19 protein-coding genes and 1 pseudogene are annotated in these 25,917 nt (G+C 57.8%); 13 read left to right on the top strand and 7 right to left on the bottom strand.

All coding sequences use genetic code 11. The features are described 5' to 3' along the window. Nucleotides 1-34: 34 nt before the first annotated feature. From der to M2422_RS20095, 3 genes are all read left to right on the top strand, one after another. Nucleotides 35-1,507 (top strand): ribosome biogenesis GTPase Der, encoded by a 1,473-nt coding sequence (gene der / locus M2422_RS20085; protein ID WP_023308811.1) that lies wholly within the window; start codon nt 35-37, stop codon nt 1,505-1,507. A gap of 300 nt (nt 1,508-1,807) precedes the next feature. Next, entirely contained in the window at nt 1,808-3,352 is a 1,545-nt protein-coding gene (locus M2422_RS20090; protein WP_029741661.1) for a peptide MFS transporter, read from the top strand. A gap of 55 nt (nt 3,353-3,407) precedes the next feature. Next, nucleotides 3,408-3,629, top strand: coding sequence for a zinc ribbon domain-containing protein (locus M2422_RS20095; protein WP_064673759.1), 222 nt, complete (start codon nt 3,408-3,410; stop codon nt 3,627-3,629). On the opposite strand, the gene M2422_RS20100 is transcribed toward M2422_RS20095, so the two are convergent. Genes M2422_RS20100 through xseA form a run of 3 tightly spaced genes read right to left on the bottom strand, consistent with a single transcriptional unit; the run spans nt 3,626 to nt 6,428 of the window. Continuing rightward, the gene (locus M2422_RS20100) at nt 3,626-3,976 is read right to left on the bottom strand and encodes a protealysin inhibitor emfourin (protein WP_006811517.1); all 351 of its coding nucleotides are present in this window, start codon (nt 3,974-3,976) and stop codon (nt 3,626-3,628) included. The two genes, M2422_RS20095 and M2422_RS20100, sit on opposite strands and share 4 nt — an antisense overlap. Beyond that, nucleotides 3,977-4,996 carry a M4 family metallopeptidase gene (locus tag M2422_RS20105; protein WP_048978850.1) on the bottom strand — a complete coding sequence of 340 codons (1,020 nt, stop codon included), beginning with the start codon at nt 4,994-4,996 and terminating at the stop codon, nt 3,977-3,979. Between the two features lie 58 nt (nt 4,997-5,054). Next, nucleotides 5,055-6,428: an exodeoxyribonuclease VII large subunit gene (gene xseA, locus M2422_RS20110; RefSeq protein ID WP_064673758.1), complete on the bottom strand. Its 1,374-nt coding sequence runs from the start codon at nt 6,426-6,428 to the stop codon at nt 5,055-5,057. A 158-nt stretch (nt 6,429-6,586) separates the two neighbouring features. Here xseA and guaB point away from each other — a divergent pair, with 158 nt between their 5' ends. After that, entirely contained in the window at nt 6,587-8,053 is a 1,467-nt protein-coding gene (gene guaB, locus M2422_RS20115; protein ID WP_023333022.1) for an IMP dehydrogenase, read from the top strand. Between the two features lie 67 nt (nt 8,054-8,120). Further along, nucleotides 8,121-9,698 (top strand): glutamine-hydrolyzing GMP synthase, encoded by a 1,578-nt coding sequence (gene guaA / locus M2422_RS20120; protein WP_006811514.1) that lies wholly within the window; start codon nt 8,121-8,123, stop codon nt 9,696-9,698. A 117-nt stretch (nt 9,699-9,815) separates the two neighbouring features. Here the strand turns inward: guaA and M2422_RS20125 are convergent, their stop codons facing one another. The 4 genes and pseudogenes from M2422_RS20125 to M2422_RS20140 all read right to left on the bottom strand — a co-directional run bounded on the left by M2422_RS20125 (nt 9,816) and on the right by M2422_RS20140 (nt 14,228). Then, nucleotides 9,816-10,724, bottom strand: coding sequence for a hypothetical protein (locus M2422_RS20125; protein WP_064673757.1), 909 nt, complete (start codon nt 10,722-10,724; stop codon nt 9,816-9,818). Between the two features lie 184 nt (nt 10,725-10,908). After that, nucleotides 10,909-11,182 (bottom strand): annotated as a pseudogene (locus M2422_RS20130) (transposase); the annotation flags it as partial. 94 nt (nt 11,183-11,276) lie between these two features. Continuing rightward, a complete protein-coding gene (locus tag M2422_RS20135) occupies nt 11,277-12,827 on the bottom strand; it encodes a hypothetical protein (protein ID WP_231113512.1) in 1,551 nt (516 codons plus the stop codon). Between the two features lie 570 nt (nt 12,828-13,397). Beyond that, a complete protein-coding gene (locus M2422_RS20140) occupies nt 13,398-14,228 on the bottom strand; it encodes a MurR/RpiR family transcriptional regulator (RefSeq protein ID WP_064673756.1) in 831 nt (276 codons plus the stop codon). 292 nt (nt 14,229-14,520) lie between these two features. Between M2422_RS20140 and M2422_RS20145 the strand changes: the two genes are divergently transcribed. From M2422_RS20145 to iolC, 8 genes are all read left to right on the top strand, one after another. Further along, the gene (locus M2422_RS20145; protein ID WP_064673755.1) at nt 14,521-16,026 is read left to right on the top strand and encodes a CoA-acylating methylmalonate-semialdehyde dehydrogenase; all 1,506 of its coding nucleotides are present in this window, start codon (nt 14,521-14,523) and stop codon (nt 16,024-16,026) included. 11 nt (nt 16,027-16,037) lie between these two features. Then, nucleotides 16,038-17,963 (top strand): 3D-(3,5/4)-trihydroxycyclohexane-1,2-dione acylhydrolase (decyclizing), encoded by a 1,926-nt coding sequence (gene iolD, locus M2422_RS20150; protein ID WP_064673754.1) that lies wholly within the window; start codon nt 16,038-16,040, stop codon nt 17,961-17,963. 301 nt (nt 17,964-18,264) lie between these two features. Continuing rightward, on the top strand, nt 18,265-19,251 hold the full coding sequence (gene iolG / locus M2422_RS20155) for an inositol 2-dehydrogenase (protein ID WP_064673753.1): 987 nt from the start codon (nt 18,265-18,267) through the stop codon (nt 19,249-19,251). Between the two features lie 31 nt (nt 19,252-19,282). Beyond that, the gene (locus tag M2422_RS20160) at nt 19,283-20,212 is read left to right on the top strand and encodes a sugar ABC transporter substrate-binding protein (protein ID WP_064673752.1); all 930 of its coding nucleotides are present in this window, start codon (nt 19,283-19,285) and stop codon (nt 20,210-20,212) included. Between the two features lie 48 nt (nt 20,213-20,260). Beyond that, a complete protein-coding gene (locus tag M2422_RS20165) occupies nt 20,261-21,808 on the top strand; it encodes a sugar ABC transporter ATP-binding protein (RefSeq protein WP_064673751.1) in 1,548 nt (515 codons plus the stop codon). An 11-nt stretch (nt 21,809-21,819) separates the two neighbouring features. Continuing rightward, nucleotides 21,820-22,848, top strand: a complete 1,029-nt coding sequence (locus tag M2422_RS20170; RefSeq protein ID WP_028014045.1) for an ABC transporter permease — start codon at nt 21,820-21,822, stop codon at nt 22,846-22,848. Between the two features lie 8 nt (nt 22,849-22,856). Next, on the top strand, nt 22,857-23,990 hold the full coding sequence (locus M2422_RS20175; protein WP_064673750.1) for a Gfo/Idh/MocA family protein: 1,134 nt from the start codon (nt 22,857-22,859) through the stop codon (nt 23,988-23,990). A gap of 12 nt (nt 23,991-24,002) precedes the next feature. Next, on the top strand, nt 24,003-25,907 hold the full coding sequence (gene iolC / locus M2422_RS20180) for a 5-dehydro-2-deoxygluconokinase (protein ID WP_064673749.1): 1,905 nt from the start codon (nt 24,003-24,005) through the stop codon (nt 25,905-25,907). Nucleotides 25,908-25,917: the final 10 nt, after the last annotated feature.

The raw sequence follows: 25,917 nt of genomic DNA on the forward strand, positions 1-25,917 counted from the left end.
GCGACGTTATTTTGAATTTTATGAGGCTTCAAACATGGTACCTGTGGTCGCGCTTGTCGGGCGCCCTAACGTTGGAAAATCCACTCTTTTTAACCGTTTAACACGCACCCGTGATGCGCTGGTTGCGGATTTCCCGGGGCTGACGCGTGACCGTAAGTACGGTCGTGCAGAGGTGGAAGGACGCGAGTTCATCTGTATTGATACCGGTGGTATTGACGGCACGGAAGACGGCGTTGAAACCCGCATGGCGGAACAGTCGCTGCTGGCGATTGAAGAGGCGGATGTGGTGCTGTTTATGGTGGATGCACGCGCTGGCCTGATGCCGGCGGACTCCGCTATTGCCAAACACCTGCGTTCACGCGAAAAGCCGACCTTCCTGGTGGCGAACAAAACTGACGGTATCGATGCCGATCAGGCCGTCGCGGATTTCTGGTCTCTGGGCCTGGGTGAAATCTACCCGATTGCGGCATCGCATGGCCGTGGCGTCACCAGCCTGCTGGAAACCGTTCTGCTGCCGTGGGTTGACGAAGTAAACCCGCCGGAAGAAGTGGACGAAGACGCTGAATACTGGGCGCAGTTCGAAGACGGAGAAGAGGGCGAAGAAGAGCCTGAAGACGACTTCAACCCGCAGGATCTGCCGATCAAGCTGGCCATCGTGGGTCGTCCAAACGTAGGTAAGTCTACGCTCACTAACCGTATTCTGGGTGAAGAGCGCGTGGTCGTTTACGACATGCCGGGCACCACCCGTGACAGTATCTACATTCCTATGCAGCGCGATGAGCGTGAGTATGTCCTCATCGACACCGCCGGGGTGCGTAAGCGCGGGAAAATCACCGATGTGGTGGAAAAATTCTCCGTTATCAAAACCCTGCAGGCGATCGAAGATGCCAACGTAGTGCTGCTGGTCATCGACGCACGCGAAGGTATCTCCGATCAGGATCTCTCTCTGCTCGGCTTTATCCTCAATAGTGGGCGCTCACTGGTTATCGTGGTCAACAAGTGGGATGGCCTGAGCAATGAAGTGCGCGAGCAGGTGAAAGAGACTCTCGACTTCCGTCTGGGCTTTATCGACTTCGCCCGCGTGCACTTTATCTCGGCGCTGCACGGCAGCGGGGTGGGTAACCTGTTCGAATCCGTGCGTGAAGCTTACGACAGCTCCACCCGTCGTCAGAGCACCGCGATGCTGACCCGCATCATGAATATGGCTGCTGAAGACCATCAGCCGCCGCTGGTGCGCGGCCGTCGCGTGAAGCTGAAATATGCCCACGCCGGTGGTTACAACCCGCCAATCGTAGTAATTCACGGCAACCAGGTGAAAGACCTGCCGGATTCCTACAAGCGCTATCTGATGAACTACTTCCGTAAATCGCTGGACGTAATGGGCACGCCTATCCGTATCCAGTTCAAGGAAGGGGAAAACCCGTTTGCCAACAAGCGCAACACCCTGACGCCAAACCAGATGCGTAAGCGTAAGCGCTTGATTAAGCACATTAAGAAAAGCAAATAAGCTTTACCTGCTTCACGAAAGCCCGCGTTTATCGCGGGCTTTTTTTTGTCCAATCATACCGCCGGTTTTCTCTGTGTGAAGTCAATCACTATTCACTTTTAACCAAGTTTAAATCTAAGAAAGTAGACAATCGTCGAATTTTCATCTTAAAGTCCAGGGTCCGGTACTAGACAAAACTAGCGCCTGGTTATCAAATGGTTAACTAACTTTTCGCCGCATGTAAAAAATCGGCCAGATACGTAACTGGCCGGCGTACCTGCTGGTGTTTACAAGCACGACGACATACCTTTCGGGAGAATTATGCAATCCACTGTTAATCAAAAAGAGAGCCGAACGTTCTTCGGCCATCCGTATCCGCTCGGTTCCCTGTTCTTCACCGAGATGTGGGAGCGTTTCTCATTTTACGGCATTCGTCCGTTACTGATCCTGTTTATGGCCGCCACCGTCTATGACGGTGGGATGGGCCTGGCGCGTGAAAACGCCTCGGCGATTGTCGGTATCTTTGCCGGTACCATGTACCTGGCCGCGCTGCCGGGCGGCTGGCTGGCGGATAACTGGCTCGGTCAGCAGAGAGCCGTCTGGTACGGTTCGATCCTGATTGCGCTCGGACACCTGTCGATCGCGCTCTCTGCGGTGATGGGAAACAACCTGTTCTTTATCGGCCTGATGTTCATCGTGCTTGGCTCAGGGCTGTTCAAAACCTGTATCTCGGTGATGGTCGGCACCCTGTATAAAAAAGGCGACGCGCGTCGTGACGGCGGTTTCTCGCTGTTCTATATGGGCATCAACATGGGCTCGTTTATCGCGCCGCTGATTTCCGGCTGGCTGATCAAAACCCACGGCTGGCACTGGGGCTTTGGTATAGGCGGTATCGGGATGCTGGTGGCGCTGATTATCTTCCGCGTGTTTGCCGTTCCGGCAATGAAACGCTATGACGGCGAAGTCGGCCTCGACTCTACCTGGAACAGCCCGGTGGTGAAGCGTAACGGCGTGGGCGTTTGGCTGCTGGCGCTGGCGGCTGGCGTGGCAACGATCGTGACGCTGATTGCGCAGGGCGTGATTGTGATTAACCCGGTCGCGGTAGCCAGCGTGCTGGTCTACGTGATTGCGGCGTCCGTAGCCCTCTACTTTATTTATCTGTTTGTCTTTGCGGGGCTGAACCGTAAAGAGCGCGCCAGGCTGTTGGTCTGCTTTATTCTGCTGATTTCAGCGGCGTTCTTCTGGTCCGCGTTTGAGCAGAAACCAACCTCGTTCAACCTGTTTGCCAACGACTACACTAACCGCATGATTGGTGATTTTGAAATCCCGGCGGTATGGTTCCAGTCAATCAACGCCCTGTTCATCATCCTGCTGGCTCCGGTGTTTAGCTGGGCATGGCCGAAGCTCGCGAGCAAAAACATTCGCCCGAGCAGCATCACCAAGTTCGTTATTGGTATTTTGTGCGCGGCGGCGGGCTTTGGCCTGATGATGCTGGCGGCACAGAACGTGCTGAGCAGCGGTGGAGCGGGCGTGTCGCCGTTCTGGCTGGTGGGCAGCATCCTGATGCTGACGCTCGGCGAACTGTGCCTGAGTCCGATTGGCCTGGCGACCATGACGCTGCTTGCGCCGGAAAGAATGCGCGGCCAGATGATGGGGCTGTGGTTCTGCGCCAGCGCGCTGGGTAACCTGGCGGCGGGCCTGATTGGCGGTCACGTGAAGGCCGATCAGCTGGATATGCTGCCGGATCTCTTTGCTCGCTGCTCCATCGCGCTGCTGATTTGTGCCGCGGTACTGATCGTCCTTATTGTTCCGGTGCGCCGCATGCTGGAAAATGCGCAGACTAAACCGGCTGCTAACGCCTCATAAAGCTCGGTCTTGCCGGGGCGGCGTTATGCCCCGGTAAAACCCAACAGGAGAGAATATGTCGATTACCTGCCCGGAATGCCAGGCACCGCTGGAGTCCCAGAACGGGGTAGCGCACTGCGACAGCTGTAATAAAGATATTGCGCTTGAAGCCCGCTGCCCGGAGTGCCATCAGCCGCTCCAGGTATTAAAAGCCTGCGGTGCGGTGGACTATTTCTGCCAGAACGGCCACGGTCTTATCTCTAAAAAACGCGTGGAGTTTGTTCGGGCCGAAGGTTAATCGCAGACGCAGCCTTCGCCTTTCTGCCACAGCTCGACCAGCGACTCGGGGGCTTCCTGCTCGGGCACCAGCACGATGATATCGGCGTAGTGCGCCTGATTTTGCCCGGTCCAGATAATCTGGATGCGGAAATAGCGCTGGTCGCCGCTGCCGGGTGAAGAGGCTTGCCCCGGCGGCTGACCGCGTGGAAAAGCCTGCTCCAGGATGCTCACCAGGCGCTGGCGCTGGGCCTCATTGAGCGAGGAGAGCGCGATGGTGCGCTGTCCGCTCAGCTTGGGAATAAAAGCGACGCCGCCTTCCCGGGCCAGCTCAACCACGGCGTCATCCGTCAGTTCCGGAACCTGCATTTACAACACTCCCACCTGTTCCCAGGCTTGTTTAATGGCCGCACCAGCGTCGCTGCCGGAGCGTTTCTCTCCGTGCGCGATCGTCAGCTTTGCGAAGGCCTCAAAATCCGCATCCTGCGCCAGTTTGCGATCGCAAACCGTGTCGTACCAGGCATAACCCGCTTTTTCCCAGGCGTAGCCGCCGATCGCCGTAGCGGCCAGATAAAATGCCCGGTTGGGGATGCCGGAGTTCAGGTGCACGCCGCCGTTATCCTCGCGCGTTTTAATGAAGTCTTTCATGTGCGCAGGCTGCGGGTCTTTGCCGAGCAGGGGATCGTCATAGGCGGTGCCGGGTTTAGACATTGAGCGCAGCCCTTTGCCGTTAATCCCTTTCGCCAGCAACCCTTCACCAATGAGCCAGTCAGCCTTATCTGCGGTTTGCTTCAGATGGTACTGTTTAACCAGCGAGCCAAACACGTCCGACAGAGACTCGTTCAGCGCGCCCGACTGTTCAAAATAGATAAGCCCGGCTTCGGTCTCGGTCACGCCGTGGCTCAGCTCGTGCGCCACCACGTCGATGGCGATGGTAAAGCGGTTAAATATTTCCCCGTCGCCGTCGCCAAATACCATCTGCTGACCGTTCCAGAAGGCGTTCTGATATTCCCGGCCATAGTGAACGGTGCCGGTCAAAATAAGCCCTTTATTATCGAGCGAATCGCGCTGATATTCTTTCCAGAAGAAATCATGGGTAATACCTAAATAATCGTAGGCTTCATCCACCGCCACATCGCCGTTCGATGGCTGGCCTTCGTAACGCACCTGGGTACCCGGCAGCTCCTGGGTATGCTTCGCGTCGTAAATATCGCGCTCCAGCTGTCCGGCTTTATTCACGTGCGGCGCGGCGGGTTTGCCGGGCATGTGGGCCATCAGCGTCTGGACGTGGGTTAAGGTCTGACGGGCACAGCGCTGCTGCGGCTCGGAACCGCTTTCGATAATACGACGAAGAATATAAGGGGGAATAACGCTATGAAGATGGGGCATGCTGCTCTCCTTATTAAAAAAGGGAATAGCAGCAGTATAGTAAGTAACCGGCGAGGAATTATCCGGTTTTACGCTGACGCGTCTTTTTCACCGGTTTAATTGATTTCACTTCGCTTTCTACCCAGCCGTCTGAAAGACGCGTCGTCAGCACATCGCCGGTATTCACCTGTTTGGTCTGCTTCAGCACTTTGCCGTCCGTCGCCGTCGTCACGCTATAGCCGCGCGCCAGCGTGGAGAGGGGGCTGACCGCTTCAAGATGGGTCACCGCATTGCCAAAACGCTCGCGGGTGGCGCTCAGCCGCGCCCGGATTGTCTCCGCCAGACGATACTCCAGCTGCTGGATCCGCGTTTGCGTGCGATAAATTTTCGGCTGCGGGTTCTGCTGGTTCAGGCGCTGCGTCACGCGCTGCTGGCGCGATACCGCGCGCTTAAGCTGCGCGTCCACTGCAACGTTCATGCGCTGACGCAGGCGCTCCAGCACGGTCTGCTGACGCGCCAGACGCAGCTGCGGGTGCTGCTGCTGAAGACGATGATGAAGCTGGGTAAAGCGGCGGGTACGGTTGGCAAGGAAGTAGTCCATCGCCATCTCAAGGCGCTGCTGGCCGTTCTGAATCTGACGCAGCAGCTCCAGCTGGTTGCGGCTGACCACTTCCGCCGCCGCGGACGGCGTAGGCGCGCGCAGGTCCGCGACAAAATCGGCTATCGTTACGTCAGTTTCGTGGCCGACGGCGCTCACCACGGGGATAAGGCTTGCAAAGATTGCCCGCGCCACGCGCTCGTCGTTAAAGCTCCACAAGTCTTCCAGCGAGCCGCCGCCGCGCCCGACGATTAATACGTCGCACTCCTGACGGGCGTTCGCCAGCTCAATGGCGCGAACTATCTGGCCCGGCGCATCGTCACCCTGAACGGCGGTCGGGTAGATGATGACGGGCAGGGAAGGGTCGCGACGCTTCAGCACGTGCAAAATATCGTGCAGTGCCGCACCGGTTTTCGAGGTGATCACCCCAACGCAGTGGGCAGGGGAGGGCAGCGGTTTTTTATACTGCTGGTCGAACAGCCCCTCGGCAGAGAGCCGGGCTTTTAGCTGTTCATACTTCTGCTGCAGCAGGCCTTCGCCCGCAGGCTGCATGCTCTCGACGATGATCTGATAATCGCCGCGCGGCTCATACAGAGTGATATTGGCGCGAACCAGAACCTGCTGGCCGTGCTGAGGACGAAACGTCACGCGACGGTTGCTGTTGCGGAACATCGCGCAGCGCACCTGGGCGGTGTCGTCTTTTAAGGTAAAGTACCAGTGACCGGAGGACGGCTGCGTGAAGTTAGAGATCTCACCGCTGATCCAGACCTGCCCCATTTCCTGCTCAAGCAGCAAACGCACCGTCTGATTCAGGCGGCTGACGGTATAAATTGAGGGGGATTGAGAGGATAACATGTGAGCGGGATCAAATTCTAAATCAGCAAGTTATTCAGTCGATAGTAACCTGCTGAGAGGCAATCGCAAGCTTTTTTATAAAAAAGTGTAGATGCAATCGGTTACGCTCTGTATAATGCCACGGCAATATTTAACCACCCAGGTCAGAGATATTGCCCATGCTACGTATCGCTAAAGAAGCACTGACGTTTGACGACGTCCTCCTCGTTCCCGCTCACTCCACTGTTCTGCCGAATACTGCCGATCTCAGCACGCAGTTGACGAAAACCATTCGCCTGAACATTCCTATGCTCTCTGCGGCAATGGACACCGTGACTGAAGCGCGCCTGGCTATCGCCCTGGCACAGGAAGGTGGCATTGGCTTTATTCACAAAAACATGTCTATCGAACGTCAGGCGGAAGAAGTTCGCCGTGTGAAGAAACATGAATCCGGCATCGTGTCTGACCCACAGACCGTTCTGCCAACCACCACGCTGCACGAAGTGAAAGCCCTGACCGAACGTAACGGTTTCGCCGGTTACCCGGTGGTGACCGAAGAGAACGAACTGGTTGGCATCATCACCGGTCGTGACGTGCGTTTCGTGACTGACCTGAACCAGCCTGTCAGCGTCTACATGACGCCAAAAGAGCGTCTGGTTACCGTTCGCGAAGGTGAAACCCGCGACGTGGTGCTGGCAAAAATGCACGAAAAACGCGTTGAAAAAGCGCTGGTTGTTGACAGCAGCTTCCACCTGCGCGGCATGATCACCGTTAAAGATTTCCAGAAAGCAGAACGTAAGCCTAACGCCTGTAAAGACGAGCATGGCCGTCTGCGCGTCGGCGCTGCGGTTGGCGCTGGCGCCGGTAACGAAGAGCGCGTTGATGCGCTGGTTGCTGCGGGCGTTGACGTCCTGCTGATTGACTCCTCGCACGGCCACTCCGAAGGCGTTCTGCAACGTATTCGCGACACCCGTGCCAAATACCCTGATCTGCAGATCATCGGCGGTAACGTGGCCACTGGCGCAGGCGCTCGCGCGCTGGCTGACGCTGGCTGCAGCGCGGTGAAAGTGGGTATCGGCCCTGGCTCCATCTGTACTACCCGTATCGTTACCGGCGTGGGCGTTCCGCAGATCACCGCCGTGTCTGACGCGGTTGAAGCGCTGGAAGGCACCGGTATTCCTGTTATCGCTGACGGCGGTATCCGCTTCTCAGGCGACATCGCCAAAGCGATCGCCGCGGGCGCAGCTGCCGTAATGGTAGGCTCCATGCTGGCCGGTACCGAAGAATCCCCGGGCGAAATCGAACTCTACCAGGGCCGTTCTTACAAATCTTACCGCGGTATGGGCTCCCTGGGCGCGATGTCCAAAGGCTCCTCTGACCGTTACTTCCAGACCGATAACGCCGCTGACAAACTGGTGCCGGAAGGTATCGAAGGTCGCGTAGCGTATAAAGGCCGTCTGAAAGAGATCATTCACCAGCAGATGGGCGGCCTGCGCTCCTGTATGGGTCTGACCGGCTGTGGTACCATTGACCTGCTGCGTACTAAAGCGGAATTCGTACGCATCAGCGGTGCGGGTATCCAGGAGAGCCACGTTCACGACGTGACGATCACCAAAGAGTCCCCGAACTACCGTCTGGGCTCCTGATAAGTTTCCGCGCCCGGCTTCTGCCGGGCGCTCTGTTTTTGTTTCACTTGCCTCGGAATTAGCGTCAATGACGGAAAACATTCATAAACATCGCATTCTCATCCTGGACTTCGGTTCTCAGTACACTCAGCTGGTGGCGCGTCGCGTACGTGAACTGGGCGTTTACTGTGAGCTGTGGGCGTGGGATGTCACGGAAGCACAGATTCGCGAATTCAATCCAAGCGGCATCATCCTGTCCGGCGGCCCGGAAAGTACCACCGAAGAGAACAGCCCGCGCGCGCCGCAGTACGTGTTCGAAGCTGGCGTGCCGGTATTCGGCGTTTGCTACGGCATGCAGACCATGGCAATGCAGCTGGGCGGCCACGTAGAAGGCTCTAACGAGCGCGAGTTTGGCTACGCACAGGTAGAAGTCGTCACCGACAGCGCGCTGGTGCGCGGTATCGAAGACTCCCTGACCGCAGACGGCAAACCGCTGCTGGACGTGTGGATGAGCCACGGCGACAAAGTCACCGCCATCCCGTCTGACTTCGTGACCGTTGCCAGCACAGAAAGCTGCCCGTTTGCCATCATGGCGAACGAAGAAAAACGCTTCTACGGCGTGCAGTTCCACCCGGAAGTGACCCACACCCGTCAGGGTATGCGCATGCTGGAGCGCTTCGTGCGTGACATCTGCCAGTGTGAAGCCCTGTGGACCCCGGCAAAAATCATCGACGACGCCGTTGAGCGTATCCGCCAGCAGGTTGGCGATGACAAAGTGATCCTCGGCCTCTCCGGCGGCGTGGACTCCTCCGTGACCGCGATGCTGCTGCACCGCGCCATCGGCAAAAACCTGACCTGCGTCTTCGTGGACAACGGTCTGCTGCGTCTGAACGAAGCCCAGCAGGTCATGGACATGTTCGGCGACCACTTCGGTCTGAACATCGTTCACGTGGAAGGCGAGCAACGCTTCCTGGATGCGCTGAAAGGCGAGAACGATCCGGAAGCCAAACGTAAAATCATCGGCCGCGTGTTTGTGGAAGTATTCGACGAAGAGGCGCTGAAGCTGGAAGACGTGAAGTGGCTGGCGCAGGGCACTATCTACCCTGACGTGATCGAGTCTGCGGCCTCCGCAACCGGTAAAGCACACGTCATCAAATCTCACCACAACGTGGGCGGCCTGCCGAAAGAGATGAAGATGGGCCTGGTTGAACCGCTGCGCGAGCTGTTCAAAGACGAAGTGCGTAAGATCGGTCTGGAACTGGGTCTGCCGTACGACATGCTCTACCGTCACCCGTTCCCGGGTCCGGGTCTGGGCGTGCGCGTGCTGGGCGAAGTGAAGAAAGAGTACTGCGACCTGCTGCGTCGCGCGGACGCTATCTTCATCGAAGAGCTGCACAAAGCTGACCTGTACAACAAAGTGAGCCAGGCCTTCACCGTGTTCCTGCCGGTTCGCTCCGTCGGTGTGATGGGCGATGGCCGTAAGTACGACTGGGTTGTTTCCCTGCGTGCGGTGGAAACCATCGACTTCATGACCGCGCACTGGGCGCACCTGCCGTATGACTTCCTGGGCCGCGTGTCTAACAGAATAATCAATGAAGTCAATGGGATATCGCGAGTCGTATATGACATCAGCGGTAAGCCACCGGCTACGATTGAGTGGGAGTGAGTGGGTGACTTTTTAATTGCCTGACTTGATAAAAGAACACCAATAAATTTTATCTATTGGTGTTCTTTTTAATAATATGAAAGATTTAAATTCCCGTATTAAATTAAGAATACTTTATTATTCATAGTCCCAGCCCCATGAATATAAACATTGTATTGCATGAAGGAGAGCACATAAATGGATACTTTTGGATATTGAGAAATAAACCTTCCCACTTAAAGACTTATCTAAGCCCTCAGGCATGTTTATATAACCTAATGTTCTCAATTGTGTTTTTGTTCTTTTCATTTCAGAGTAAAGTTGTGGGGATTCTCTCAGTTTGAAGTGCTCTTTATTTCCCTGATGGATTAAATCGTCAAGGTAATTAGCACTTATGGAAAGATTGGCTTTTAGATTGTTGTGCAACGTATTGAAGTTAATAATTTCTTTTTGAACGTTGCTCATCAACTCTTTTAGTTTAGATTCATCAAGTCTTGCTTTCATCTCTAGAACCAGATTGCAAAAATAAGTATCATTCACTAAATCCGCCTCTAGATATGCATTTGGTTCTAAATGATACTTTAAATTGATTTCCTCCCTGAAAGAGCAATCTCCAAATATATTTTTAACTGGATTGAGATTATCCTCAATAAAAGATATTTGGTGAAATCTATGTGATATGTTTTCTGCAGTTTGCCAGGCAAGTTGCCCCTGGAATGTACGGAAAACCATTTCTGAACTTTCATGCAGTAAATGTCTTAGATATCTCTCTGCATGTTGATTGGTGTCATATCGGTCGAAATGGTTAACTATTTTTACTAATGTTTCCCCAGCAAGTCTACTTAATTCAAGAAGATCATTTTTATGTTTGTTTTGTGTTTTAATTAGTGCTTTTCTATATGCCAGATGAGATTGAGATAAATGAGAGCGATAATCATTAAAATGATTTCTCTTTGCAAAATCACTTTGCTTTTTTGCATACAGCATACTGAATACCGATACAATTAATGCAGCAAATGATAATACTTCAGTTAATCCAATATTCATTGTATCCATAGCATATCAATTATTTTTCCACGTCCAGTAATTATACTTTGCTTAACATTTATACATCAAGGGAATTGTTCAAAAGACTAGAGTGGTAAAAATCCGCCAGGGATCGTTGTGGGACTGATTGATCTGCCCCTAGTATTAGACACAATCGTCAGTTAGTAGGGGCAGTTTGTTTACCTTAACATTTTCCATTTCGCCACCGTGCTGCAAACTCTGATGGCGTCTGATAATTCAGTATTGAATGTGGACGGCACTCGTTATAATCCCGCTACCAGTCATTAATGATTTCCCATATCGCTGAACCAGCGCTAATTCAGACATTCATCGCGAAATCGTCCGTTAAAGCTCTCAACAAATTCGTTCTGCGTTGGCTTGCCCGGCTGGATTAAGCGCAACTCAACACCACACTCAAAGGCACATTGATCCAGTGCACGGCAAGTGAACTCCTGACCTGCACCCACTACTCCGTATATGCAATTTACACTCAGAGAAGCAAGCAAGATTCCAGACCGTGTACGTCGATAGACACACAAATTCGGGCTGCCTCTAGCTCAGTACTGGTGTTGTGGTGCACTGGATGCTTATACCACCACCGCATGGGGGCTTGAATAATGCGGGAAGGCCGTTCCAGCCCACCAGGATACTACCAAGATTTGCGCCGGCGGCTCCAGCAACAGTATGTCGTGCGGTCGCTCTGACGTCATCGACGGAGTTAGGGTCCTTATCAGCCGGAGCGGGTAAGTGCCATGCTCCATGATCCCACCCAGCCCCTATATTTAGTGTCGCCGTGTTGAGCGTCGGGTGGCGGACACCTGTTGCCCCGTGTGCATTGTCGGGGCCGAACGAATAGAGCAGGCGGCAGTACTCGTTTACACCGCGGAATGGTTTTGGTGCAGCGGTTCCTCCATTTAGGTTTGCTCCATGATGAGGGACTACCACAGCTATAGGGTTTTTAGGTGCTAATGAGGGCTCGATGTGCGTATAGTTGCAGTCGCCAGTTAGAAGCCAGGTTCTACTAGGACTTAGATTTCTGTTCTCCACTACCGCAACAATTCCAGTGTCGTTTCTGCCATTCCCGGTTCCGAGCGCCAATCGGAGTTCAGTCCTCTTAGAGAGTACGACCTTATTAATCTTTCCCGGGGGCGGGTTGTAGATGTATAGTTTGCCACCTTGGGCAATTATGTCATTTGCAAAGGCAATGTGCAGTGGTCCGACGGTTTGTAGTGGCGCAATCCATGTGCGCAGAAGTGCGGGGTAGGTTGGAGGAGTACTGACTCCAGTCGCGTACGCTCCAGCCCAATGATCTGCATCCCAGTGTGACAGTATAATTGGCGGGCAGAGTGTAAAGCAGAAAAGCAGGGGAGTCGGCGTTGTGTGCTTGTTACGATATACCCCAGCACCAAGGTCAAAGTATAGCGACGGCAGCGGATGACAAGTGATGGGTGAATTCGCATTGAGTAAAGCGTTTGCGTTTCCCTGTCCGACACCGTAGACAGCGAGCTTGTCTGCGCGAGTTTCGTTGAGAGTAGCTTGAAGACAATCTTCTGATATTTTTGGGAAATGCTGCAACGAAAATATTCCTGCCAGAGCATTGGCGCGAACAGGTGTCGGCATTGTTCCCTGAACAAACGCAGAAATTGGCGTGGCGAACAAGCCTGGATAGATTAGCGCAGGCGTGAACCCTTTACGGTGGGTTGCAGACACCTCGAACTTAAACCATGCGCCCTCTAAAGCCTGCGTACCCTTGTTCGTATTTAGTCCGTCATAGTCAGGCAAGAATGGCAGTTCAAATGGATTTGTTCTGGCATCTAATTCTACTTCAATGCGAAATAGTGGGGCGCTTTCAAAGATGCTCGGAGTTCCGGGTGTTGGGAAGCCTTGGCTCTTCCAAGCCCCAGCTGCTTTTATAGGACTATTGATGTCAAATCGCGGGTCTTGTTTTGCCTGGTCGTTCAGCCACTTGACGTCAATTGCATCAACTGCAATTAGCACAATGTTGGCCGGAGGCCCTGACGTAACGACATGGTCTACCCGCCCAAATACACTTTGTGGCAATTTGACACGGTCGTCAAAGTCCCTTTTGAAATGGCGATTCATGCGCCTCCCTTTTTCAGAATTGTTGAGTCATCGAACAGTGGCTGACATATTATGTTATGTGTGCCGTACGACGTCATTTGATAAATGTAAATGGGCCAAGCTTGTTGCCACGCAATTAGCACAGGGCTGTATCAGGTAAGGTTAGCTTTAATGCACCTCTATTGCGGCAAACGTGAAGTGTACGAACGTCCGGTGACTGTTGCATAGAATGACTTCCAGTAAGCCGACATTCGCAAACGACTCGAATCGCCGCATATCTTCCTTCTGGTGGAACAATCTTAAAAACCGCAATCAGACTGGCCCGGACATTAGGCCTTGAATGCGAGTTCCCGTGGTTGGCGGATGCGTGACACTATGCGTTGACCATAAACCCGATTACACTCCGTTACAATGCTATCCTTGCTGCCATGCATTTCTACAAGGGTATTTTTCATGGTGTTGAGTAGTGTGTGATTACCATTGTGTTGTTTTATAATGTTTTTTTTATTGTTATTGGTAATTGTGTGGGAATAATTACCCGCTGAATTAACACCAAAACCCTCTGCCTGTGCAGGGGGTTTTTTTATTGCCTTACTTCCCCTCTCCCAACCGATACGCCAGCGCCACCACCAGCGACTGCACCAGGCACAGCGTTGCCGACTGGGAGCGAAACGCGTCCACCTGCGCCTCTTTCACCACAAAGCAGAGATCGCTGAACGTCGCCAGGGGGCTTATCTGGCTGTCCGTAATCACGATCTGCCGCGCGCCGACGCTGGCGGCGGTTTCGCTGACCATCACCGTCTCTTCCGCGTACGGCGAGAAGCTGATCGACACCACGATGTCGTGCGCCTTAATGCGGCTAATCTGCTCGCGCAGCATGCCGCCCATCCCGTCGAGCAGGATAGGGCGGCACTCCAGATGGCTCAGGGCGTAGGTGAGGTAGGCCGCGACGCTAAAGGAGCGGCGCAGTCCGGCGATGTAGATGGTGTCGGCGTCGGCCAATAGCTGCACCGCGCGCTCCAGCATTTCCGGCTCGGCGCGGGCGGCCAGCTGCTGCAGCGCCTGCGCGTTCGAGCGGGCGAACTCCTGCAGAATATCGAGCGGCGTTTCCGGCACGGCCTCGCTCTCCATCTCGCGGAACAGCCGGGCGCGGTCGCTGTAGCTGGCTGTCTCCTCCACCAGGTTCATGCGAAACAGCTGTTTCATTTCGTTGAAGCCGGTGAAGTCAAAGGCGTTGGCAAAGCGGATCAGCGTCGAGGGCGGCACGTCGGCGCGCTCGGCAATGACGGCAACCGTGTCAAAGGCCACGCTGTTGGTGTTATCCAGCACGTAGCGGGAGACCTGCTGCAGCCTCTTGCTCAGGCTATCGTAGCGATCGCGGATTTGCTGCTGCAGTTCGTTCAGGCTGGTTGCTGTCGTCATGTTATCCCCCAAATACAGTCTTATGATTCTAAACGCAAAACCGCGTCTTTTAAATGTCGGCCATCCATCTGGCAGCAAAAATGAAACAGAAACTTCAGTCATTTCCTCGCCCGAAATCCCTTAATAGCGCACGCTGCGTCAGTGTTGTTGGCTGTTAACATAAAAATCCATCCTTGATCACAATAATCATCATTTATTTTATTTCAACTTAAAATGGAATATTTGTTTCATATATAGTGTTCAGTACACAGTGTTCAGTTAACAGTCACGTATCAACAGCGAGAGGTTAAGGATGGAGACGGTAGCGAATTTTATTCACGGCGAATGTGTCACCGGTTCAGGCCAGCGCGTTCAGGCGATCTTCAACCCGGCCACCGGCGAGCAGATCCGCCAGGTGGTGATGAGTACGGCGCAGGAAACGGAGCAGGCGATTGCCGCCGCGCAGCAGGCGTTTCCGGCATGGGCGCGCCATGCTCCGCTTAAGCGCGCGCGCGTGATGTTCCGCTTCAAGGCGCTGCTGGAAGAGAATATGGAGCGACTGGCCCGCATCATCAGCGAAGAGCACGGCAAGGTCTTCTCCGACGCGGTGGGCGAACTGACCCGCGGCCTGGAAGTGGTGGAGTTTGCCTGCGGCATCCCACATCTGCAAAAGGGTGAACACTCTGCGAACGTCGGCACGGGCGTCGACAGCCACTCGCTGATGCAGCCGCTCGGCGTCTGTGCCGGGATCACGCCGTTTAACTTCCCGGCGATGGTACCGATGTGGATGTTCCCGATTGCGCTGGCGACCGGCAACACCTTCGTGCTGAAGCCGTCGGAAAAAGATCCTTCTCTCGCGCTGGCGCTGGCGCAGCTGCTGAAAGAGGCCGGCCTGCCGGACGGCGTGTTCAACGTGGTGCAGGGCGATAAGGAGTCCGTTGACGTGCTCCTGACCGACCCGCGCGTGCAGGCGGTGAGCTTTGTCGGCTCCACGCCGATTGCGGAATACATTTACCAGACCGCGTCCGCCCACGGTAAGCGCTGCCAGGCGCTGGGCGGCGCGAAAAACCACTGCATTCTCATGCCGGATGCCGACATGGAGATGGCGACCAACGCCATCATGGGCGCGGCCTACGGCGCGGCGGGCGAACGCTGCATGGCGCTCTCGGTGGTGCTGGCGGTGGGGGATAAAACTGCCGATGACCTCTGCGCCCGGCTGGAGAAACAGATTGCCGCGCTGCGCGTGGGGCCGGGCCTGGACCAGTCGCCGGAAAACGAAATGGGGCCGCTCATCTCCTCCGTGCACCGCAGCAAGGTGCTGGGCTACATCGATAGCGGGGAAGCGCAGGGAGCGAAACTTCGCGTGGACGGTCGCGGCTTCAGCGTGAAGGGGCACGAGCAGGGCTACTTCGTCGGGCCGACGCTGTTCGATAACGTCACCCCGGAGATGACCATCTATAAAGAAGAGATTTTTGGCCCGGTGCTTTCTGTGGTGCGCGTAGCAGATTACGCCAGCGCGGTGGATCTGATTAACCGCCATGAATATGGTAATGGTTCGGCGATCTTCACCCGTGACGGCGGCTGCGCGCGCCGCTTCTGCGAAGAGGTGCAGGCGGGCATGGTGGGGGTCAACGTGCCGATCCCGGTGCCAATGGCATTCCACAGCTTCGGCGGCTGGAAGCGTTCCATCTTTGGCGCGCTCAACGTTCACGGCAGCGACGGCGTGCGCTTCTACACCCGAATGAAAACCATCACCGCGCGCTGGCCGGAAATGCAGCAGGAGACAGGCGCTGCGTTCTCTATGCCAACGCTGGGCTGACAGGAGGTTTTATGCAAACCGAACGTATGACCATGGCCCAGGCGCTGGTCCGGTTCCTTAATCAACAGTACGTCAGCGTGGACGGTGACGAAACGCCCTTCGTGGAGGGCGTGGCGACCATCTTTGGGCACGGCAACGTGCTCGGTATCGGCCAGGCGCTGGAGCAGGACCCGGGCCATCTGCAGGTGATGCAGGGCTGCAACGAGCAGGGTATCGCCCATATGGCGACGGGATTCGCCAAACAGCACCGCCGTCAGCGCATTTTTGCCGTCACCTCCTCCGTCGGGCCGGGCGCCGCCAATATGGTCACGGCGGCGGCCACCGCCACGGCGAACCGCATCCCGCTCCTGCTGCTGCCGGGCGATATCTACGCCAGCCGCCAGCCGGACCCGGTGCTGCAGCAGATCGAGCAGTATCACGATCTCAGCATCAGCACCAACGACTGCTTCCGTCCGGTCTCCCGCTACTGGGACCGCATCAACCGTCCCGAGCAGCTGATGAGTGCCATGCTAAGCGCGATGCGAACGCTTACTGACCCCGCCAATACCGGCGCGGTGACCATTTGCCTGCCGCAGGACGTGCAGGGAGAGGCCTGGGACTACCCGCTGAGCTTCTTCGCGCGTCGCGTGCACCACATTGAGCGCCGTCCGCCCGATCCGCAGCGTCTGGCGCAGGCGCGGGCGCTGATCGCCCGCAAGTGTCGTCCGCTGGTGGTGTGCGGCGGCGGCGTGCGCTATTCCGGCGCGCATGAGGCGTTTCGCGAATTTGTCGAGACGCTGCGGCTGCCGTTTGCCGAAACCCAGGCCGGAAAGGGGGCGCTGGTAAGTGACCACCCACTTAACCTGGGCGGCGTAGGAGTGACGGGGGGAATGGCCGCCAACCAGCTCGCACCGCAGGCGGATTTAGTGATCGGCGTCGGCACGCGCCTGACCGATTTTACCACCGGCTCCAAGGCGCTCTTTTCCCACCCGGACGTCGAATTCCTGCTGCTGAACGTGGCCGAGTTTGACGCCCTGAAGCTGGACGCGACCGCGCTGATTGCCGATGCCCAAACCGGGCTCCAGGCATTGACCCACGCGCTCGGGGATTACCGCAGCGGCTGGGGAGAGGCGATAGCCGAGGCGAAGTCCGCCTGGCGCGACGAGTGCCGCCGCCTGTGGGATCGCCAGTGGCGTCCTGACGACGCGCCCGAAGTGGCGGGGCACCTGGATGCGCTGCTGGCGGAATACGGCGAGACGCTCAACACCCGCCTGACCCAGACGCGGGTGCTGGGGCTGATCAACCAGCATGTTGAAGATAACGCCGTTGTGGTGGGCGCGGCCGGTTCGCTGCCGGGGGATTTACAGCGCCTCTGGCAGGTCAAAACGCCGGACAGCTATCACCTGGAGTACGGCTACTCCTGCATGGGCTACGAGATTGCGGCGGCCATCGGCGCGAAGCTCGCCAGACCCGAACTGCCGGTGTACGCCATGGTGGGGGATGGCTCCTACATGATGCTGCACTCCGAGCTGCAAACCGCCGTTCAGGAGGGCATTAAGGTCACCGTTCTGCTGTTTGATAACGCCAGCTTCGGCTGCATTAATAACCTGCAGATGGGGCACGGCATGGGCAGCTTTGGCACCGAAAACCGCCACCGCAACCCGGAAACCGGGCGTCTCGACGGGCCGCTGGTGAAGGTCGACTTTGCGCAAAACGCGGAGAGCTACGGCTGCCGCGCGTGGCGGGTGAACGATGAGCAAAGCCTGCTGGCGGCGCTGGAGGCGTCGCGGGCGCATCCCGGCCCGACGCTGCTGGACATCAAGGTATTGCCGAAGACCATGACCCACGACTACGCCTCCTGGTGGCGAACCGGTGATGCGCAGGTGGCGGCGTCTTCTGCCGTGCGTGAGGCCGCTGAGCAAACGCAGGCGCAGGTGAAAAAAGCCCGCCAGTATTGAGTTTTCTCTTCGTAACGAAATTTTCATTTCATTTTCCCCTCACCCTAACCCTCTCCCCAAAGGGGAGAGGGGATAGTTTGGTGCGCGCTTTTCTCCCTCGCCCCATTGGGGAGAGGGCCGGGGTGAGGGGAGTTGCCGCACGTCCTTCCATGTTGTGAGTTTGATAACAAAATTTATCTCATTCATCTCAAAAGTGTTAACCCGCACTCAAAAACATAATTTTCACTATTTATAAAAATGAAATAAATGTTTTATTTATAGAGTCGTTAGTTCACAGCATTCACCAACACCGGGAGCCGTTATGTTTAACATTGCTTTACTGGGCGCTGGCCGAATCGGCCAGGTACATGCAGCTAACATCGCCAGCCACGGCGCGACCACGCTCTGGTCCGTGGTTGACCCGAATCAGGAATTTGCCACCCGTCTCGCCGCGCAGTATCAGGCCCGCCAGCAGAGCCTGAACGAGGCGATGACCGACCCTAACGTTCACGCCGTGCTGATCGCCTCCGCCACCGATACCCACGCGGATCTGATTGAAATGGCCGCCCGCCACGGCAAGGCCATCTTCTGCGAAAAGCCGGTACACCTTGACCTCGCCCGCGTGCGCGACTGCCTGAAGGTGGTCAATGAGTACGACGTGCCGCTGTTCATCGGCTTTAACCGCCGCTTTGACCCGCAGTTTCGCCGCGTGAAAACCGACGCGCAGGCCGGGCGCATCGGCAAACCGGAATCGCTGCTCATCATCTCCCGCGACCCGTCTCCGCCGCCTGCGGAGTACGTGCGCGTCTCCGGCGGCATGTTCCGCGATATGACCATTCATGACTTTGACATGGCCCGCTTCATCATGGGCGAAGAGCCGGTGTCGGTGTATGCCCAGGGCAGCAACCTGGTGGATCCGGCGATTGGCGAGGCGGGGGATATCGATACCGCGTTTATCGTTCTGAAATACGCCTCCGGCGCGATGGCGACCATCGTCAACAGCCGCCGTTCATCTTACGGCTACGACCAGCGCCTGGAGCTGCACGGCTCCGAGGGGCTGCTGTGCGCAGGTAACATTCTGGAAAACCAGGTGCAGCACTACGGCAAACAGGGCTGCACCAGCGCGCTGCCGGAACACTTCTTCCTGCAGCGCTACAAATCCGCTTACGCCGCGGAATGGGAACACTTTGTTGCGGTCCTGCGCGGCGAAGCGGTGCCTGACTGCAGCGGCGATGATGGTGAACGTGCGCTGTACCTTGCGGATAAAGCGCTGGAGTCACTGCGCAGCCAGCGCGAGATCGTCCTCTAAACACAACAACCCTACACAGAGAGACATAATAATGAAAAAACTGATCGTAGCCGCCCTCATCGCCATGACGTCCGGGGCCGCCCTCGCCGAAAACGAGCAAATTGTTTTCAGTACGCCAAACCTGGCCATGCCGTTTGAAGTTCACATGCAGCGCACGGCGGTGAAAGCCGCAAAAGAGATGGGCGTGAAGCTTCAGGTGCTGGACGGACAGGGCAGCTCGCCGAAGCAGGTAGCTGACCTGGAAAACGCCATCACCCGCGGGGCGCAGGGCTTTATCGTCTCCCCGAATGACGTCAACGCGGTCTCCAGCGCGGTGGATGAAATTCAGGATGCCAAGCTGCCGATCGTCACCCTTGACCGATCCGTCGACAGCCAGAAAAAAGTGCCGCACTTCGGCGCCAACAACTACAAGGGCGGCCAGGCGATTGGCGACTTCGTCAAAACCAAATTCCCCAACGGCGCGGACATTATTCTCCTCACCGGCCAGCCGGGCTCCTCTTCCAACATTGAACGCACCAAAGGGATCCGCGACAGCCTGAAGGCGGGCGGGGATAAGTACAAGATCGTCGCCGATCAGACCGGCAACTGGATGCGTTCTGAAGGAATGCGCATCGTTGAAAGCGTTCTGCCTTCGCTGCCGAAACGTCCGCAGGTGATCCTCTCCGCCAACGACGATATGGCGCTGGGCGCGATTGAAGCGCTGCAGAGCCAGGGCGTGAAGCCGGGCGAAATCCTCGTGACCGGCTTCGATGCGGTGCCGGAAGCGCTGGCCCGCGTGCGCGACGGCTGGCTGGCGGTAACGGCGGATCAGCGCCCGGGCTTTGCGGTGCAGACGGCGATGAGCCAGCTGGTGGCCAACGTGCGCGAGAAGAAAGCCATCACCGGGGCCGACTACCCGCCGACGCTGATCACCAAAGAGAACCTGCAGCAGGCTGAGCGTATCGGTGAGGCCGGTAACTAATATGTCCCGAGCCGCCTCTGGCGGCTCATCATGAGGAGGAGCAGACTGATGTCGCAACCCTTACTGAAAGTGACCGACCTGGCAAAAAGCTTTTCCGGCGTCTGGGCGCTGAGCAGCGCTCAGCTGACCGTCGGCAGCGGCGAAATTCACGCCCTGCTGGGGGAAAACGGGGCGGGAAAATCCACGCTGCTGAAGGCGCTCGCGGGCGCGCAGCCGCAAACGCGCGGGGATATCTGGTTCAACGGCGAAACGCTGCCGGTGGACGACTCCCCGGTGGCGCGCCAGAACAAGGGCATTATCACCATCTATCAGGAATTCAACCTGCTGCCCAACATGACCGTCGCGGAAAACATGTTTCTCGGTCGCGAGCCGCGCAGGCGTAACCTGATCGTCGACGAAAGGGCGGTCAACCAGGAGGCGCAGGTCATTCTCGATTACCTCCAGCTGAACGTTGCGCCGACCACGCCGGTCGCCCGCCTGAGCGTCGCCCAGCAGCAGATGGTGGAGATCGCCCGGGCGCTGACCCTCAACGCCCGGTTAATCATTATGGACGAACCTTCCGCCGCGCTGAGCGACAGCGAGGTGGAAAGCCTGCACCGCGTGGTGCGGGAGCTTAAAAACCGCGGCGTGAGCATTATTTACGTTACCCACCGTCTGCACGAAGTTTTCCAGCTCTGCGACCGCTTCACTGTTTTCCAGGACGGCCGCTTCACGGGCACCGGCGCGGTGGTGGAGACCAACGTCGAACAGCTGATCCGCCTGATGGTCGGGCGCGACGTAGCCTTTAACCGTCGCCCCGCCAGCGAAACCCATCATGAAGACAAACCCGTCCGCCTGGCGGTGAAGGGGCTGAGCCGCGAAAAGCCGCCGCTGGATCCGCACGGCATCGCCCTGCACGACATCAGCTTCCACGTCCACGCCGGGGAAGTCTTAGGCATTGCCGGGCTGGTGGGCGCGGGACGTACCGAAGTGGCCCGCTGCCTGTTTGGCGCAGACGTCTTTACCTCAGGGAGCTTTGAGCTGGACGGCGTGCCGTACCAGCCGCGCGACCCGCTGTATGCCCTCGATCAGGGCGTGGCGCTGGTGCCGGAAGACCGCAAAAAAGAGGGGGCGGTGCTGGGGCTGTCGATTCGCGACAACCTGTCGCTCTCCTGTCTCTCCTCGCTGCTGCAGTGGCGCTGGTTCGTGAACACCCGCAAAGAGGACGATCTGATTGAGTCCTACCGCAAGGCGCTGCAGATCAAAATGGTCAACAGCGCGCAGGAGGTGCGCAAGCTCTCCGGCGGCAACCAGCAAAAGGTGATCCTCGCGCGCTGCATGGCGCTCAACCCGCGGGTGCTGATCGTCGATGAGCCGACGCGCGGCATCGACGTGGGGACCAAATCGGAAGTGCACCAGGTGCTGTTTGACATGGCGAAAAAGGGCGTGGCGGTGATCGTGATCTCCTCCGATCTGCCTGAGGTGATGGCGGTGTCTGACCGGATCATCACCCTCAGCGAAGGCCGGGTGACCGGCGAAATCCACGGCGACGACGCTAACGAAGAACGGCTGATGACGATGATGGCCATCAACCACAACGCCCTGAACGCGGCATAACGGAGTTTCTCATGACGCAGATGATTTCTAAAACGCAGGCCCCGGTCAAACGCGCCGGACGCATCGATCCCATCGCCTTCTTCGAGCGCTTCGGGGTGCTGATTTTCATGATCCTGCTGCTGATCTTCTTCCAGTCGCAGAACAGCAACTTTTTCTCTGAACGCAATATTTTCAACATCCTGACCGAAGTGTCCATCTACGGGATCATGGCCGTGGGGATGACCTTCGTCATTCTCACCGCCGGGATCGACCTCTCCGTGGGCTCCATTCTGGCGGTGTGCGCCATGACCGCGGCGTACGTGATCAAAGGCGATAACTTCACCACCGTCGACCCGAACGCCTGGGGCGGCATGAGCTGGCTGATCGGGCTGGGGATTTGTCTGGCGATGGGTACGGCGATTGGCTTTCTGCACGGTCTGGGCGTCACCCGCCTGCGCCTGCCACCGTTCATCGTTACCCTCGGCGGGATGACCATCTGGCGCGGCCTGACGCTGGTGATTAACGACGGTGCGCCGATTGCCGGTTTCGACCCTGGCTACCGCTGGTGGGGGCGCGGGGAGCTGCTCGGCATCTCTATTCCTATCTGGATCTTCGCCATCGTCGCCGTCGGCGGCTATCTGGCGCTGCATAAAACCCGCTGGGGCCGCTTCGTCTACGCCATCGGCGGCAACCCGGAGGCGGCGCGCCTGGCGGGGGTCAACGTCAAGCGCGTGCTGGTCAGCGTCTACGTGCTGATCGGCTGTCTGGCGGGGCTGGCGGGCTTCATTCTGAGCGCGCGTCTGGGGAGCGCCGAGGCGGTGGCCGGGATCTCCTTTGAGCTGCGCGTCATCGCCTCGGTGGTGATCGGCGGCACCTCGCTGATGGGCGGCTACGGGCGCATCGGCGGCACCATTATCGGCTCCATCATCATGGGCATTCTGATTAACGGCCTGGTGCTGATGAACGTCTCGGCCTACTACCAGCAGATTATCACCGGATTAATTATCGTTCTGGCGGTGGCATTCGATACCTATGCCAAAAGCCGTCGCGGCGCACTGTGAGGATCACGATGAAAGAGGTTCGTATTGGATTAATTGGCACCGGGTATATCGGCAAGGCGCACGCCATTGCCTATGCCCAGGCCCCGACGGTCTTCAACCTGCGCGGCAGGCTGGTGCGCGAGATGGTGGCGGAAGTCACGCCGGAGCTGGCGGCAGCGCGCGCGCAGGCGTTTGGCTTCAACCGCTCCACCGGGGATTGGCGGGCGCTGGTGGCCGACCCGGCCATTGACGTGGTGGATATTTGTTCACCCAACCATCTGCATAAGGAGATGGCGCTGGAGGCGATCCGCCACGGCAAGCATGTGTACTCGGAAAAGCCGCTGGCGCTGAACGCCCACGACGCGCGTGAAATGGTTGAGGCTGCACAGCGGGCAGGAGTGAAAACGCTGGTGGGGTTCAACTACATGAAGAACCCGACGGCGCAGCTGGCGAAGGAGATTATCGCGCGAGGCGAAATTGGCGAGGTGATCCACTTCTACGGCACCCACAACGAAGACTATATGGCCGACCCGCTCTCGCCCATTCACTGGCACTGCTTCAAAGAGACCGCCGGGCTGGGGGCGCTGGGCGACCTCGCGGCGCATATCGTCAACATGGTCCAGTATCTGGTCGGGGAGATCGAGCAGGTCTGCGGCGATCTGAAGATCGTGGTCCCGGCGCGCCCGGCGAAGGCCGGATCGTCGGAGATGATCGCCGTCGAAAACGAGGATCAGGCTCACGCGATGGTGCGCTTTGCGGGCGGCGCGCAAGGGGTTATTGAAACCTCCCGCGTTGCCTGCGGCCGCAAGATGGGGCTGTCGTACGTCATCACCGGAACGAAAGGCGCCATCAGCTTCACCCAGGAGCGCATGGCGGAGCTGAAGCTTTATCTGCATGACGATCCGGTGAACCGCCAGGGGTTCCGCACGCTGCTCGTCGGCCCGGCGCACCCGGACTACGCCGCGTTCTGCATGGGCGCGGGACACGGGATTGGCTTTAACGATCAAAAAACGGTGGAGGTGCGCGACCTGGTGGACGGGATAGCCGCTGACGCGCCGATGTGGCCGGACTTCGAAGAGGGCTGGAAGGTGTCGCGCGTGCTGGACGCGATTGCGCTCTCGCACCGGGAAGGCCGCTGGCTGAACGTGAACGACATTGTCTGATGAGGTATCAACGTGGAAAAGCAGTTTGATGTGATATGCATGGGCCGCGTGGCGGTAGACCTCTACAGTCAGCAGATTGGTGCGCGTCTGGAGGATGTATCGAGCTTCGCCAAATACCTCGGCGGGTCGTCGGGCAACGTGGCGTATGGCACCGCGCGTCAGGGTTTACGTTCGTCGATGCTGGCGCGCGTCGGCGATGAACATATGGGCCGCTTCCTGCGGGAAGAGCTCAACCAGGTGGGCTGCGATACCAGCCATCTGATTACCGATAAACAACGCCTTACGGCGCTGGTGCTCCTCGGCATTAAAGACCGGGACACCTTTCCACTGATTTTTTATCGCGATAACTGCGCGGATATGGCGATTACCGCCAGCGATGTGGACGAAAGCTACATTGCCTCCGCACGTTGTCTTGCCATCACCGGGACTCACCTTTCTCATCCGCAGACCCGCGAGGCGGTGCTGACGGCGCTGGGCTATGCCCGCCGTCACGGCGTGCGCACGGTGCTGGACATCGACTATCGTCCGGTGCTGTGGGGGCTCACCGCCTTAGGCGACGGCGAAACGCGCTTTATCGCCGCCGATAAGGTCACCCGCGAGCTGCAGGAGGTTCTGCACCTCTTCGACGTCATTGTCGGCACCGAAGAGGAGTTTCACATTGCGGGCGGCAGCACGGATACCCTCCAGGCGCTGGAGCAGGTGCGCGCCGTCAGTGACGCTGCGCTGGTCTGCAAACGCGGCGCGCTCGGCTGCTCGGTCTATACCGACGCTATTCCGTCCCGGCTGGACGACGGCCTGACGGTGACCGGCGTGCGCGTGGAGGTGCTGAACGTCCTCGGGGCGGGGGACGCATTTATGTCCGGCCTGCTGCGCGGCTACCTGAACGACGAAGGCTGGGAGCAGGCGTGCCGCTACGCCAACGCCTGCGGCGCGCTGGTGGTTTCGCGCCACGGCTGCGCCCCGGCGATGCCGAGCAAAATCGAGCTGGATGACTATCTTTCCCGCGCCGCGAACGTGCCGCGCCCGGATCTCGACCCGCGTCTTAACCATCTCCACCGGGTGACCACTCGCCGCCGCGAATGGCCGGAGCTGTGCGTGATGGCCTTCGACCACCGCAGCCAGCTTGAGGATATGGCGATGCAGTGCGGCGCGTCGCTTAAGCGCATTCCGGCGCTGAAGCAGCTGATCCTGCAGGCCAGCCGCGAGGCGGCGAGCCGCGCCGGGCTGGAGGGCAAAGCCGGTCTTCTGTGCGACGGCACCTTTGGTCAGGACGCGCTGAACGCCATCACCGGGGAAGGGTGGTGGATTGGTCGTCCCATCGAGCTGCCGGGTTCCCGGCCGCTGGAGATGGAGCACGGCAACATCGGCACCCAGCTTATCAGCTGGCCGCAGGAGCACGTGGTGAAGTGCCTGGTCTTTTTCCACCCGGAAGATGCCCACGGCCTGCGCCTGGAGCAGGAGCAGAAAATCGCCGAGGTGTACCACGCCTGCTGCCGGTCCGGGCACGAGCTGCTGCTGGAGGTGATCCTGCCCGCCAGCATGCCGCGCAGCGATGAGCTCTACCTGCGCGCCATCTCCCGCTTCTACAACCTCGGCATTTATCCCGACTGGTGGAAGCTGCCGCCGCTCTCCGCCGACGGCTGGACGGCGCTGAGCGAGATTATCGAACGCCGGGACCCGCACTGCCGCGGGGTGGTGATCCTCGGCCTAGACGCTCCGGCGGAACAGCTGCGCGCCGACTTCAAAGCCGCAGCGGGGCAGACGGTAGTGAAAGGCTTCGCCGTGGGGCGCACGCTGTTTGGCGATGCCTCCCGCGCGTGGCTAAAGCACGATATTGACGATGCGCAGCTGGTGGCGCGCATCCGGGACAACTACCTGCAGCTTATCGCCTGGTGGCGCGAGCGCGGACACGCATAATGGAGACGAC

It is taken from the genome of Enterobacter sp. SLBN-59, from assembly GCF_024807915.1.
GTDB classification, from domain to species: Bacteria; Pseudomonadota; Gammaproteobacteria; order Enterobacterales; family Enterobacteriaceae; genus Enterobacter; species Enterobacter asburiae_B.